At 66.2% G+C, this 12,856-nt stretch carries 11 protein-coding genes; 7 read left to right on the top strand and 4 right to left on the bottom strand.

Annotation, left to right across the window (positions count from 1 at the left end):
• Positions 1-4: 4 nt before the first annotated feature.
• The 3 genes from aroQ to acs all read right to left on the bottom strand — a co-directional run bounded on the left by aroQ (position 5) and on the right by acs (position 4,012).
• Positions 5-481, bottom strand: coding sequence for a type II 3-dehydroquinate dehydratase (aroQ, locus tag Q0877_RS09575; protein WP_299167257.1), 477 nt, complete (start codon positions 479-481; stop codon positions 5-7).
• A gap of 85 nt (positions 482-566) precedes the next feature.
• The gene (locus tag Q0877_RS09570) at positions 567-1,865 is read right to left on the bottom strand and encodes an MFS transporter (protein WP_299167255.1); all 1,299 of its coding nucleotides are present in this window, start codon (positions 1,863-1,865) and stop codon (positions 567-569) included.
• A 164-nt stretch (positions 1,866-2,029) separates the two neighbouring features.
• Positions 2,030-4,012 (bottom strand): acetate--CoA ligase, encoded by a 1,983-nt coding sequence (gene acs / locus Q0877_RS09565; protein WP_299167254.1) that lies wholly within the window; start codon positions 4,010-4,012, stop codon positions 2,030-2,032.
• Between the two features lie 309 nt (positions 4,013-4,321).
• On the opposite strand from acs, the gene Q0877_RS09560 reads away from it, so the two are divergent.
• The 3 genes from Q0877_RS09560 to Q0877_RS09550 are packed head-to-tail and all read left to right on the top strand — an operon-like array spanning position 4,322 to position 7,238.
• Complete coding sequence (locus Q0877_RS09560; RefSeq protein ID WP_299167252.1) at positions 4,322-5,737, top strand: hypothetical protein; 1,416 nt, start codon at positions 4,322-4,324, stop codon at positions 5,735-5,737.
• 41 nt (positions 5,738-5,778) lie between these two features.
• Complete coding sequence (nth, locus tag Q0877_RS09555) at positions 5,779-6,558, top strand: endonuclease III (protein WP_299167250.1); 780 nt, start codon at positions 5,779-5,781, stop codon at positions 6,556-6,558.
• Complete coding sequence (locus tag Q0877_RS09550; protein WP_299167248.1) at positions 6,555-7,238, top strand: CoA pyrophosphatase; 684 nt, start codon at positions 6,555-6,557, stop codon at positions 7,236-7,238. The genes nth and Q0877_RS09550 overlap by 4 nt, the downstream gene beginning before the upstream one ends.
• A gap of 30 nt (positions 7,239-7,268) precedes the next feature.
• On the opposite strand, the gene Q0877_RS09545 is transcribed toward Q0877_RS09550, so the two are convergent.
• Positions 7,269-8,975 carry a bifunctional 3'-5' exonuclease/DNA polymerase gene (locus tag Q0877_RS09545; protein ID WP_299167246.1) on the bottom strand — a complete coding sequence of 569 codons (1,707 nt, stop codon included), beginning with the start codon at positions 8,973-8,975 and terminating at the stop codon, positions 7,269-7,271.
• Positions 8,976-9,102: 127 nt separating this feature from the next.
• On the opposite strand from Q0877_RS09545, the gene ssd reads away from it, so the two are divergent.
• Genes ssd through Q0877_RS09525 form a run of 4 tightly spaced genes read left to right on the top strand, consistent with a single transcriptional unit; the run spans position 9,103 to position 12,645 of the window.
• Entirely contained in the window at positions 9,103-10,170 is a 1,068-nt protein-coding gene (ssd, locus tag Q0877_RS09540; protein ID WP_299167245.1) for a septum site-determining protein Ssd, read from the top strand.
• Positions 10,167-11,357, top strand: coding sequence for a TadA family conjugal transfer-associated ATPase (locus tag Q0877_RS09535; protein WP_299167243.1), 1,191 nt, complete (start codon positions 10,167-10,169; stop codon positions 11,355-11,357). Before ssd ends, Q0877_RS09535 begins: the two co-directional genes overlap by 4 nt.
• Positions 11,358-11,359: 2 nt before the next feature.
• Positions 11,360-12,085, top strand: a complete 726-nt coding sequence (locus Q0877_RS09530) for a type II secretion system F family protein (protein ID WP_299167241.1) — start codon at positions 11,360-11,362, stop codon at positions 12,083-12,085.
• Complete coding sequence (locus Q0877_RS09525; RefSeq protein WP_299167239.1) at positions 12,082-12,645, top strand: type II secretion system F family protein; 564 nt, start codon at positions 12,082-12,084, stop codon at positions 12,643-12,645. Before Q0877_RS09530 ends, Q0877_RS09525 begins: the two co-directional genes overlap by 4 nt.
• Positions 12,646-12,856: the final 211 nt, after the last annotated feature.

The following is a 12,856-nucleotide window of genomic DNA, read 5'->3' as shown; positions in this document are numbered from 1 at the left end:
AGCTCTATCGTCCCTCATAACCGCCCTGCATCAGGTCATGGCGCGTCAGTTTGCGCACGAGGTGGTCGATGGCCAGCCGGTAACCGTCCACGCCGGCCCCCACGATCACTGCATCCGCCACCGGCGACAGGTAGGAATGGTGCCGGAATTCCTCACGCCGGTGCACGTTGCTGATGTGCACCTCGACGGTTGGCAGGCCGACGGCGCTGACTGCATCCCGCAGGGCCACTGACGTGTGGGTGTAGGCGCCGGCATTGAGAACGATTCCGTCCACTGCTCCGGCAGCGCCCTGGATGGCGTCGACCAGCTCACCCTCGTGGTTGGACTGCCTGCAGTTGACGGCCCACCCGTGCGCACCGGCAGCAGAGGCACACAGCTTCTCAACGTCGTCGAGCGTGTGGGAGCCGTAGACGTCCGGCTCGCGGGTGCCGAGCAGGTTCAGGTTCGGGCCGTTGAGAATCAACAGGGTAGTGGTCGCCATGGCTTAACTATGCCTGATCCCCACGCGCCTTCCGGCTCCCGTCAGTGTCCCTTCCGTGTCCTTTCCCCGGCGGTGTTTCCGGCCGTCAGCCGAGTGTCGGCACCTTGCGCTGAATGCGCGCTGCCGCCGTCGCGCCGGCTACCGTCACGAGGCTCATGAGGGCAAGTACGACGCCGGGATGCCACCAGGCGCCGTCCGTCGCCTCGCCGAACGCCTGCGTGATCGACGGGGCGAAACCGGCCACGATTGCGGCGATGCTGTAGGAGAAGGACAGTGCGGTGAAGCTGGTGCTTGGTTCGAAGAGGTCGGCCATCAGGCCACCGAGCGCCGCCCAGCTCGCCGTCGGCAGGATCCCGCCGAGCAGGATCGCCGCCACGTAGAGGGGTGCGTCCGCGATGCTGATGACCCAGTAGAGCGGGAAGGCGATCAGCGCGGTGCCGAGCGCACCACCCGCGACGACCCTGGCCGAGCCAATCTTCATGGCCAGCCAGCCGAAGGCCGGGATGGTTGCAAGCTGCAGCAGTGAGCCGATGAGCGCCGCATTGAGAACCGTTTCCTGCGCCAGGCCAAGCCGTTCGGTGCCGTAGGCCTGGGTGTAGGAAACCATGAGGAAGTAGGAGCCGATGCCGAGGACGGCCGATGCAGTGGCAACGACGACGGCGATCGGCTGGGAACGCAGCACGCTCAGCAGCGGAACGCGCACTTTCTGCGCGGTCCGGAAGACCGGCGTCTCATCTATGGCCAGGCGCAGGTAGAGCGCAACGGCGAGGAACGGGAAGGCGAGGAGGAAAGGAATCCGCCAGCCCCAGGTGGTCATGACGTCCGGAACGGTGACCGTGAGGATGAGGAAGATCAGCGAGATCAGCATGGTGCCGACGGGGGATCCCAACTGGGGGATCGCGGCGTACAGGGCACGCTTCTTCGGGCTTGCGTGTTCGGTTGCGATCAGGATGGACCCGCCCCACTCGCCGCCCAGCGACAGGCCCTGAAGCAGTCGCAGCACGGTCAGGATGATGGGGGCCCACACGCCGATGACACTGTAATCCGGAAGAAGCCCCACAGCGCCGGTGGCCAGACCCATGAGCAGGATGGTCCAGATGAGGGTCTTCTTGCGGCCGATGCGGTCGCCGAGGTGACCGAACAGGATGGCGCCCAGCGGACGGGCGACGAAGCCCATGGCGAAGATCAGGAACGCCGACAGGGTGCCCGCGAGGGGATCCTGGGCTGTGAAGAAGACCTCGTTGAAAACGAGTGCGGCGGCAGTGCCGAAGACGTAGAAATCGTAGGACTCGAGGGCGGTTCCGACGAAGGACGCAGCGGCGGTCTTTCGGGCCATCCCGGGCCGGGTGGCCGGCGTCGGGCGGGGTTCGGTGGAGGTGGACACGCTTCAGAATTGTCCTCGGTGCATGTCTGACGCGGCCAGCAAATTCCGTCAACGTCACACGGGTGCTTGACCCACCTCACACCACGGACGCCGGCTACCCTCCGCTGGAGTTGGCGGGCCGGCGTCCGTCAGTTACGCACGATGAACTATTTCCGCAGCGGCTCTTACTTCCGCAGCGACGCAGCAATCTGCTGCATGATCGTCGGGTCGGACAGCGTAGTGGCGTCGCCCACCTCGCGGCCCTCTGCAACATCCTTCAAGAGGCGGCGCATGATCTTGCCCGAGCGGGTCTTGGGCAGCTCCGGCACCACCAGGATGTTGCGCGGCTTGGCGATCGGTCCGATTTCCTTGGCGACGTGGTTGCGCAGGGTGGTGACGACGTCGTCGTCCTGCGCAGCGGAACCGCGCAGAATCACGAAGGCAACCACGGCCTCACCGGTTGTCTCGTCAGAGGCGCCGACGACGGCGGCCTCCGCCACCGATGGGTGGCTCACCAGTGCGGACTCAATCTCCGTTGTGGACAGGCGGTGCCCGGAGACGTTCATGACGTCGTCCACCCGGCCGAGCAGCCAGATGTCCCCGTCCTCGTCTCGTTTGGCCCCGTCGCCGGCGAAGTACATGTTGTCGAAACGGGACCAGTAAGTCTCCTTGAACCGCTCCGGATCGCCCCAGATTCCGCGCAGCATCGCGGGCCACGGTTCCCGGATCACAAGGTAACCGCCCGAGCCGTTCGGCACGGACTGGCCCATTTCATCCACGACGTCGACTGCGATGCCGGGCATGGCAACCTGCGCAGACCCGGGCTTGCACGCAGTGACACCGGGGAGCGGGGAGATCATGTGGGCGCCGGTCTCGGTCTGCCACCAGGTGTCGACAACCGGTGCGCGGGTTTCCGAACGTCCCCCGTTGCCGCCGATGATCTCCCGGTACCACATCCACGCTTCGGGATTGATGGGTTCGCCTACCGAGCCGAGCACCCTGATGGAGGAGAGGTCGAACTTGGCGGGAATATCCCGGCCCCACTTCATGAATGTACGGATGGCCGTGGGTGCGGTGTAGAGGATGGAGACCTTGTACTTCTCAACGAGCTCCCACCAGCGGCCCTGGTGAGGGGTGTCCGGTGTGCCCTCGTAGATGAGCTGGGTAGCGCCGTTGACCAGCGGGGAGTAGGCGACGTAACTATGCCCTGTCACCCAGCCGATGTCAGCGGTGCACCAGAAAACGTCGGTCTCGGGGTGCAGGTCAAAGGTGTTCTTCTGGGTGAACGCCGTCTGCGTCAGAAAGCCGCCGGTGGTGTGCAGGATGCCTTTGGGCTTTCCCGTGGTGCCGGAGGTGTAGAGGATGAAGAGCGGATGCTCCGAATCGTGCCCCTCTGCGGTGTGCTCTTCCGCGGCCTGACCAACAGCGTCATGCCACCAGATGTCGCGTCCCTCGGTCCAGCCGACCGGTTCGCTGTTGCGCTTGACCACAATCACGTTCTCAACTGTGTGCCCCGGACGTTCCAGGGCACTGTCCACAGCGGGCTTCAGCGGGCTGGGCTTGCCCCGGCGGTAGGTGCCGTCGGAAGTTACCACCAGTTTTGCTTCGGCGTCATCGATCCGGCTGCGCAGGGCGTCTGCCGAGAATCCGCCGAAGACAACTGAGTGAATGGCGCCGATGCGGGCGCATGCCAGCATGGTGATTACGGCCTCGGGGATCATGGGCAGGTAAACGGCCACGCGGTCGCCCTTGCTGACGCCCAGCGACTCGAAGGCGTTGGCGGCCTTCTTCACCGCGGTGGTCAGCTCTGCATAGGTGTACGTGAGGGTGTCCCCCGGCTCACCCTCGAAATGGATGGCGACGCGGTCGCCGCGACCCTGCTCCACATGGCGGTCCAGGGCGTTGTACGCAGCATTGACCTTTCCGCCGACGAACCACTTGGCGAAGGGGGCCTCTGACCAGTCGAGAGCCTGTGAGAAATCCTCGTGCCAGGTCAGCAGTTCCCGTGCCTGGCGTGCCCAGAACTCGGGACCCTCCTTGCCCTGCTCATACAGATCGGCCGTGGCGATCGCATTGGCGGCAAACTCCTCGCCCGGCGGGAAGCGGCGCTCCTCGTGCAGCAAATTCTCGAATGCGTCACCCGTGGATACCTGGGTGTCTTCAGACATTGTGAACCCCTTCGGCCAATCAGTGCGGAGCGGGCCCGAACAGACGACGGCAGCCCGCAAAATGTGCTGTGTCCCACATTAGTAGGGACCTCCGACATTCGGTGTGCCGCCAGTCACAAGCCCGATGCGAAAGGCAACAATTCTGCGGTGAGCGGTGAGCGGTGAGCGGCGGTCGCCGACATGTCCCATCATTGGTAGGAAAGGAAGTGGGCGTTGACTAGGGTTGTCAGAGAAACCCGAATCCGGCTCAACGCCCTCGGCACCTGCGACTGCGGCACGCGCCGCTGTTACGAAACGGAGAATCCAGACATGACCGAACAGCGCCAGTACGACGGCGGCGCAGGCACCGCGCAAAGTTCGCCGGTGCAGCAATCCGGCCGGTCCGAGACCCCTGCTGACAGCTCCGCATCATCCGGGCACCCCGGACAGGCCGGCCACACCGGTCCCGAGGCGGTAGCCGGTCCCTTCACCCTGCGCGAGACCGTTATCGGCGTCTCCGTGCTGGTGATGTTCGTCGGCACCATCCTGCCGTTCGTGGATGGCGTCAATTTGTGGCGGACGTTCTCTCTCTTCTTCCTTGGCATCGGAATTCTCCTGCCGGTGGCCGCGCTGGCGCTGCTGGTGGGCCGCCGACAGGGCGCGAAGAGCCTGCGCGTCGGTTCGCTCTCAGTCGACCAGTTCGCGTCCGTGACCGCGGCCTTCGCCGCAGCGTTCTTCTTCCTTCAAACGGTGACGACGTTCGAAATCGGTTCCCTCATTGCACTGATCGGATCGATGGGCTTCCTGGTGGCCACGGTCGGTGGACCGCATATCGGCGTGTTCAAGCCCGACTTCGCCGGCCGTCCGTCGTCGTCTGCGCATCCCATCGCCCGGGAAGCATTGCCCGCCAAGCCGCGACCGCCCAAGCCGGTGCCGGCAGAGAAGGTGAGCGGTTGGACCGACCTCCATTCGTCCGGTGCGCCTGCAGCCAGCGGTCCGAGCAGCGCCGGCCACAGCGCCGGTTTTGCCGTTGCCGGTTACGCAGCCGGCCAGGGCGGCGGAGTCCCGCAGGCTCCTTCCGCAGGGCAGGATCAAGCCCGCCAGTCGGCCAGTGCTCCGGTGGCTGCTGAGAACAGGGAAGTCAAGCCTGCCGCTACAGGGGCAACCGCAGCGCAGCCTGATAGCGCGCAGACCGCGGGCGCACAGGCAGAGACCAAAGCTGACAGCTTGGCAGACCCGGACCGTCCCACCGATTCGGCGGCAGTCGCGCCAACATCCGCCGCGGCGCCCGCGTCGGAAGCCGCCGCGGAGCCCGCGTCGGAAGCCGCCGCGGCAGCCGGGTCCGCCGGCCCTGTTGCTTCTGCAGAGTCCGCCGCGCCGGCGCCCACTGCGGCGCAGCCCAGCGTTGGCGAAACACCTGACAGGACGGCCGCGCACCCGGTCGTCCAGCGCCACCCGGAAACCGCAGAGCAGCAGGCATCACAGCCCCGCACGGAGTCGATCTCGGCTACGCGCGACGCAGAGGATGACGAACCCATGCTCGAGGCCTTCTGGTTCGCCGTCGGAACGCCCCGCTCAGTGGTGGACGAGCAGACCGGAGCGCCGCTCTTCGTGCTTCAGCCCGGCGACTGGGAAGTGGGTATTGAGGACCGCGGACACGAGTTCCTCGTTCAGGACAAGCGCACCGGCCGCGTCGGTGTGATGCGGGACCTGCGGAACATCGAGCGCGCTCCCACCGAGGGCTAGCTCCGGGAGCCGGTGGGAACTACGAGGAAGGTCGGGTCAGCGTGGACGTATCTCCGATTGCTTTGAAGCGCCGTGCGCAAAAGATCCACCGGATCCTGGCCGAAACCTACCCCTACGCCGTTGCGGAACTGGACTTTCGTAACCCGTTCGAACTGCTGGTTGCAACGGTCCTGTCCGCCCAAACCACCGACGTCCGCGTCAATCTGACCACCCCTGCCCTGTTCGCCCGCTACCCGGATGCGCGCAGTCTCGCCGAAGCTCCGGAAGATGAACTCCAGGAAATGATTCGTCCCACGGGTTTCTTCCGGGCCAAGTCCAGAAGCCTGCTTGCGCTTGCCACCCGTATCGTTGACGACTTCGACGGAGCGGTGCCCGGGCGACTGGAAGACCTGGTTACGCTGCCCGGCGTGGGCCGCAAGACCGCCAACGTAGTTCTGGCGAATGCCTTCGGGGTGCCCGGCATCTCTGTCGATACGCACTTCGGGCGGCTGTCCCGCCGCTTTGGCTGGACCACCGAGGAGGACCCGGTCAAGGTGGAGTCCGACGTCGCCGCTCTTTTTGAGCGGAAGGACTGGACCATGCTCTCGCACCGGGTGATTTTCCATGGGCGCCGTGTCTGCCACGCCAAGAAGCCGGCCTGCGGTGTCTGCCCGGTGGCTGCGCTGTGCCCCTCCTATGGCGAGGGCGAGGTCGACGCGGCAAAGGCCCGGAAACTGCTGAAGTACGAGCTCGCACCGGGCCGTGAAGACCTCCACCGCCGCATGCTGGAGGGTGCTTCCCGTGCTGAGCTGCTGGCCGCGGGCCACACCCTGAGCGCATGAGCGCCTATAGCCAGCTGAAAGCCTTCGCCGAACGGTCAGCACCCATCGGTCCCGGCGCAGAGACTTCGGAGTCCTGGCAGCTGCGCGGGATCGATGTGGAAACAGCGCGGCCGGCCGCCGTCCTCATCCTTTTCGGGCGTCTGGATGACCGGCCGGCCAGAACGCACTCGGCTGCAGTGCCTGATGACCTCGACGTCCTGTTCGTAACCCGCGCCGGAACCTTGCGCAGCCACCCCGGCCAGGTAGCGTTCCCGGGCGGAAGAATTGACGACGACGACGCCGGCCCTGCCGCTGCCGCTCTGCGTGAGGCGGAGGAAGAGACGGGGCTGGACCCGGCCGGCGTCGAGATCCTTGGTGCACTGCCGATAGTCGGCCTACCCGTCAGCAACTACCTCGTGACGCCGGTGCTCGCATGGTGGGCGTCGCCGAGTCCGGTACGTGTGGTGGATCATGCCGAGTCATCCCATGTGTTCCGTGCGCCGGTCGCTGAACTGCTTTCGGACGACGTGCGGTTCACGGCGGTGGTCCGGCGGAACGGACGTAAACACAGCACCCCGGCCTTCACCATCGACGACATAACTATCTGGGGCTTCACCGGCCTGCTGCTGTCACGGCTGTTCGACGGACTGGGCTGGACGCAACCGTGGGATGAGTCCAGGGAACGCGACGCACCGCTGTAACGGCGTCGCTTGCTGGCGGCGCCCGTTGGACTACTTCGCGTCGGCGTAGGAGTCCACCACTACAACATTCACCGGGAACTCCACTGGAATCTCACCGAACATCAGTTGCGCGGCGGCCCGCGCGGCCTCGGTCACCATGGCGGAAACCTGGTCGGCGAGTTCACGCGGCGCGTGCAGCATCACCTCGTCATGAAGGAAAAAGATGATGTGCGCGCTGGCGTAGTCGGCAGTATTGGCGCGCAGGCGTCGTCGTAATTCCGCCAGCCAGCACAGGGCCCATTCCGCGGCGGTCGCCTGGACCACGAAGTTGCGCGTGAAGCGGCCGCGTGAACGCGCAAGGGAGTCGGCGCGCTGCTGCTCGGCGGCGCTGCTGGTTTGCTGCGCGGACAGCCACCGTTCCGACGGCGGCGGGCAGCCGCGGCCCAGAAAACTCGCGACGACGCCGCCCGCCTCCCCGGTGCGTGCCGCGGTCTCCACCACTGAAATTGCCTGCGGATAGGTCCGCGTGAGCTGGGGCATCAGGCGGCCGGATTCGCCGGTGGTTGCCCCGTACATAGCTCCGAGCATTGCGACCTTGGCCTTGGCGCGGTCGCCGCCGAAACCCTGATCAGCGATGCCCTGATAGAGGTCCAACCCGCGACCCGCTGCCGCCAGAGCGGAATCCCTGCCCAGCACAGCGAGCACCCGCGGTTCAAGCTGGGCGGCATCCGCGACGATCAACGTGTAGCCGGTATCCGCCCGGACGGCGTCGCGCACCTGGTGCGGAATCTGCAGGGCGCCGCCGCCGCGTGAAGCCCACCGTCCGGACATGCTGCCGCCAACTACGTATTCGGGCCGGAACCTGCCGTCATGCACCCAGATGTCCAGCCAGGTCCAACCGTTGGCCGTCAGGAGGCGGGAAAGCTTCTTGTATTTGAGTAGCGGCGCAATGGCTGGATGGTTGTGGCGCTGAAGTTCCCAGGAGCGGGTTGAGGACACTTCGATGCCCGCGCGGTGGAGCGCGCGCAGCAGCTCCTGGGGAGAATCCGGGTTGAAGCGGGGGTTGTCGAGAGCCGTGCGCAGTTCACCCGCCAGCCGCTCGAGTTCGGCGGGGCGGTGGCCGTCCCTCGGACGCGGCCCCAGCTGTGATTCGAGCAGCTCATTGTGGAGGTCCGCGCGCCAGGGGATGCCGGCATGCTCCATCTCGGCCGCGATCAGGGCACCCGCGGACTCCGCGGCCAACAACAGTGCCAGTTGCGCCGGCCGGTCGCTGTCCCTCACCGCCCGCTGCTGCGCTGCGAATTCTGCGCTGACCTCCACTACATCTGCACCGGCTGCGGGCTGCGTCGTCTCAAACAGGCTTTCCTGGAGTGGAGACGGCGCAAGGGGCGGCAGCACCCGGGCGGGGTTGGCATCCTCAGCTTCGTCGGGACGTGACTGCAGCTGGCTTCCATACTCAGTTGCCGATGATGAGGGAGAGTGGCGCAGGATCTCCCGGTTCAGCGCAACGTCGTGGCAGCGTTCGACGGAGATTCCTGCTGCAAGCAGTCCCGGGTACCAACTCCGGGTGCTGTCCCAGACCCAGCGGATTCCGGGTTGCTCCATCCTCCGAACAGTCTCACCGAGCTGGGCCACCGGGACCACGATGGCGTCCGCGGTCGGAGCTCCCGCGGCGTCCACCGGGAGGAACGCCGCCTGTGCATCGCCACCTGCGCTAATGCGCTGGCCGTTCGAGGGCGGCGCAAGGACGATGTACACGTCTTCTATTGTTGCCCACCGCAGAGCGGGCCGACTGCTCCTGCACCGGCCATGCAATTCCGCTCAAGATATCCACATACGCACCAGAGGCCACGCCGGGACCTTTGGGCGGGCGCAGGGTTGCACTATGTCTTCCTGGATCCCGGCCGCTGAATCGGCCGCCGTCGTGCTGGTCAGCTCCTCGCAAAGCATCCGCGACGAGGTGGCACGCGTTGCCGTTGCAGCCGGTCTTGCCCTGACCAGCGCTTCCACAGTGAACGATGCGTTGGCGCTGCGTCCCGCCGTTGTGCTGCTGGATAGGGACAGTGCCCGGCATGCGGTGCCGGGTTGCCCAGTGATCGTCGTGGGGTTGGAAGACCAGGAAGCTGGCACATGGACTGCGGCTTCACGGTGCAATGCCGACCGCGTGGCCATTCTTCCCCAGGCAGCGGGTTGGCTGGCCGAGCATCTGGGCATGCTGCAGCGCGCACAGGATGAGGGAACCATCGTCGGCGTGCTGGGTGCAGCCGGAGGAGTGGGTGCCAGCACCATCAGCGCATGGCTCGCAGCCTGCGCGCGGTCCCGGGACCTGCGCCCTCTGCTGGTCGATGGTGATCCGTTCGGCGGTGGGCTCGAGTTGGCTCTCGGCGGTGAAGCGCTGCCCGGCGTCCGGTGGCCGGACCTGGGGGAGGTCCGCGGAACCCTGAACCCCGATCAGTTGATACACGCACTGCCATCGCTTGATGGATTCTCGCTGCTGTCCATGGGCGCCGAGCCGCCGGCCCCGGGCGTCCTGGCATCAGCGGCGGTACCTGCAATCATGGAGGCCGCCCGGTCCGCGTTCGATCTCACGGTGGTTGATGTCGCGCGCGGCTGGTCAGCCGAGGGGTCGCTACTTCCTTACTGCGACAGCATTCTTCTTGTTGTACCCGGCCGTGTCCGGGCGATCTCCGCTGCCCGTGCCGTAGTGGCACAGCTTCAACCGCTACCTGTCCGGGCTGCCGTCCGGGGTCCTTTGGGGCCGGACCTTGATCCGGCGAGGGTGGCAGATGCCGTCGGTATACCGGGCGCCGGCTACCTGCCTCACCTGCGCGCTGCCGCAGGTAATGAAAACCAGGGGAGGGGTCTGGACCTGGCACGGCAGCGCTCCGTCCGATCCTTCGGCCGTTCGGTGCTCGACACCGTGCTGGCAGGCACTGTGAAGGCGGCCGCATGAGCAGGCAGGTCAGAGATCGGCGTCCCCGCCAGAACACTTCGCCCTCGGACGCCGCCATGGTGGCGCAGGTTCGTGACGCCGTGCTCAGCCAGGCGGAGCCGGTCACCGGTGCCCGGCTCGCTGCTGCCGTGCAGTCAACCGGACGCCTGCTGGGCTCCGAAGGTGCCTTCCGGACACTGGACCGGGTACGCGCGGAGTTGCAGGGCCTGGGCCCTTTGCAGCGTTTCGCGGAAGATCCGGCGGTGACGGACATCCTCGTCAACGGTGCGGGCGCGGTCTGGATTGACGACGGCGGCGGGCTGCAGCGCACCGAGCTCGCCTTCTCCAGTGATGCCGACGTGCGGGCACTCGCGACGCGGCTTGTTTCCGCCGGCGGGCGCCGACTGGACGACGGCAATCCGTGTGTCGATGTGCGGCTGGACCGCTTCCGGGTGCACGCGGTTCTTCCACCGTTATCCACGACCGGGACGCTGCTTTCCATCCGTATCCAGCGGCAGCGGCATTTCTCCTTCGAGGAACTCGTGTCCTCCGGTGCACTGGATCTCCGGATGTCCGCGGCACTGAGGGGAATCGTCGGCAAGCGGCTGAACTTCCTCATCAGCGGAGCCACGGGTACGGGCAAGACGACACTGCTCGCAGCACTCTTGTCGCTCAGTGCACCCCACGAACGCCTGGTGACTGTTGAGGACTCCGCTGAACTTAGCCCCGCCCACCCCCATGCTGTAGGGCTGCAGAGCAGGCACGGCAACGTTGAGGGTAGGGGATCTGTGGACTTGGCTGAACTCGTCCGTCAGGCGCTCAGGATGCGGCCGGACAGGCTTATCGTCGGGGAGTGCCGGGGTGCTGAGGTCCGCGAACTGTTGGCTGCGATGAACACAGGGCACGACGGCGCGGGTGGGACTATCCATGCGAATTCCGCGGCCAGCGTCCCAGCCCGGCTTTCCGCGCTCGCCGCCCTTGCCGGTATGGAGGCTCGCCCGTTGGCACTGCAGGCGGCGAACGCTCTCGACGTCATCATTCACGTCATTCGCACTGCAGGCGGCCGGACCGTTTCCGAGGTTGGTGTTCTCGAGACGGCCGGGAACGGGGAGCTCGTGGTCAGAACGGCACTGGCACGAAACGGCGCTACATCGGAGCCGGGCCCGGCGTGGGAGGCACTGGCCGCAAAACTCGATCGGGGGCGGTGAGCATGACCGGCGCACTCGTCGCCGCGTTGATCCTCGCAGCATGCTGGGTATTGGCCCTTTCCCGTCGCCCGCTGCGCACTGCGCCTCGGACGCAATCGGGTGTCTTCACCGTGCTCAAGTCTCGCTTCCCGAAACGCCCGGTTAAGTCTGATTCGCACGAGATTCCGCTTTTCGTCCACCAGCTGACGGGCCTGCTTCAGGCGGGACGAACGCCTTCCCAACTGTGGGGAGACGCGCTTGGAGTGCATGGGAGCAGTGCCGGCACCGGATTCTCGGTTGCTGTCCGGCCGGCGCTCCATTCAGCGCATCAGGCTGCCCAGCTCGGATTGAGCGTTCCGGATGTCCTGCGCGAGGTCGGGACCCGCACCAGGGATCACGCATTGAGGACGCTCTGGCAGGATCTGGCCGCCTGTCTTGAGGTCGCCGAGCGCAGCGGAGCACCGCTGGCTGATGTCCTTGCCCGCTATGCGGTTCAGCGTGAGTCGCAGCTGGACTCCGATGCCGCCCGCGATACCGCGCTCGCCGGACCCAGGGCTACCGTCCGTCTTCTCTCCTGGCTGCCACTGTTCGGACTCGCGGTGGGCTACCTGATCGGGGTTGATCCGCTTGAGGTGCTCCTTGATTCAGTGCCGGGCATCGCGGCACTCTGCGCTGGACTCGTGCTGATGATTGCAGGCAGGATCTGGTCGAGCAGGCTGGTTCGGGCAGCCGCAGGAGATTCAGCATGACAGGTGCGTTTGTGGCGGCACTTCTCCTGGCCGGCTGCTGGTTGCTCCACCGCTCGCCGCCGCTGGTAACCCTCCCGAATAGCTCCTCGCAAGGCGAATCCGCCCATAGCCAGTGGAAGGGGCTGGACGATCCAGCGCTCATGATGGACCTTATGGCGTCGATGCTCGCGGTTGGGTCGTCCCTGGACCGGGGCCTCGACGTCCTTGCGCGGTCATCTTCACCTCCGGTGAGTGCCGCACTGACGGCAGTCAAGACGGCGCTGGACCTCGGTGCGCCCTGGGAAGTGGCGTGGGCGGCGGTTCCGCGCACAGGGAGCGGCAAGGCCGCCCACGAACTCGGTCACGCCTTGCGGTTCGCCGGTACAACAGGGGCGCCATCCGCCGCCGTTGTGACTGCGCACGCTGCCCAATTCAGGCGCAGAAGGAACCGGGAGGCGGAGCAGCGTGCTGCCGCCCTGGGCGTGCGGCTGGTGGTGCCGCTGGGCCTCTGTTCGTTACCGGCTTTTGTCTGCCTCGGCGTTATCCCCGTCCTGGTTGGCCTCTTTCCCGCCTTCACCTGACTTTGTGTTGCGCACCGCGTCAGGACTGCGGCAACTCACCCGTCCCTCTGCGTGCACCCTGTCTGTTGCCGCCGCCGCAGGCCGCACCCGCATTCGCATTCGCACTCCACAGTCGGAGGGAAAGTACTGCGCTTTTCCACTTATCTGAATCTCCACCGGTCCGAGGCTCAGCCGGGCGGAAGACTCGAATCAGCCGCTGAAGCGGTTCGGA

This window comes from uncultured Arthrobacter sp., assembly GCF_947495145.1.
Taxonomy (GTDB): Bacteria; Actinomycetota; Actinomycetes; order Actinomycetales; family Micrococcaceae; genus Arthrobacter_D.
Note: the sequence above shows the minus strand (reverse complement) of the source record. Positions and strands in the feature narration are given on the sequence as shown.

Coding starts and splice junctions, on each gene's coding strand:
- Q0877_RS09560 (WP_299167252.1), top strand. CDS start 4,322: ATGACCGAACAGCGCCAGTACGACGGCGGCGCAGGCACCGCGCAAAGT.
- ssd (WP_299167245.1), top strand. CDS start 9,103: ATGTCTTCCTGGATCCCGGCCGCTGAATCGGCCGCCGTCGTGCTGGTC.
- Q0877_RS09530 (WP_299167241.1), top strand. CDS start 11,360: ATGACCGGCGCACTCGTCGCCGCGTTGATCCTCGCAGCATGCTGGGTA.
- acs (WP_299167254.1), bottom strand. CDS start 4,012: ATGTCTGAAGACACCCAGGTATCCACGGGTGACGCATTCGAGAATTTG.
- Q0877_RS09535 (WP_299167243.1), top strand. CDS start 10,167: ATGAGCAGGCAGGTCAGAGATCGGCGTCCCCGCCAGAACACTTCGCCC.
- Q0877_RS09525 (WP_299167239.1), top strand. CDS start 12,082: ATGACAGGTGCGTTTGTGGCGGCACTTCTCCTGGCCGGCTGCTGGTTG.
- aroQ (WP_299167257.1), bottom strand. CDS start 481: ATGGCGACCACTACCCTGTTGATTCTCAACGGCCCGAACCTGAACCTG.
- Q0877_RS09550 (WP_299167248.1), top strand. CDS start 6,555: ATGAGCGCCTATAGCCAGCTGAAAGCCTTCGCCGAACGGTCAGCACCC.